Consider the following 261-nt stretch of genomic DNA (forward strand, 5'->3'; position numbering starts at 1 on the left):
CGTGCTGAACGTGGTCAACGGCGACAAGGAAGCCGTTGACACGCTGCTGGCCGATGCGCGCGTGAAGGCCGTGAGCTTCGTCGGCTCCACCGCCATCGCCGAATACATCTACACCACCGGCTGCGCGCACGGCAAGCGCGTGCAGGCGCTGGGCGGTGCGAAGAACTTCGCCGTGGTCATGCCCGACGCCGACATCGGCAACGCCGTGAGCGCGCTGATGGGCGCGGCCTACGGCTCGTGCGGCGAGCGCTGCATGGCGAT

At 68.6% G+C, this 261-nt stretch carries 1 protein-coding gene; it reads left to right on the forward strand.

What is annotated here, in order from left to right; genetic code table 11:
- Positions 1-261 (forward strand): aldehyde dehydrogenase family protein (locus DBV14_RS32865; protein ID WP_124466376.1); only part of this gene is annotated, 261 nt, incomplete at both ends.

Source organism: Variovorax sp. KBW07 (assembly GCF_003852515.1).
Lineage (GTDB): Bacteria > Pseudomonadota > Gammaproteobacteria > Burkholderiales > Burkholderiaceae_C > Variovorax.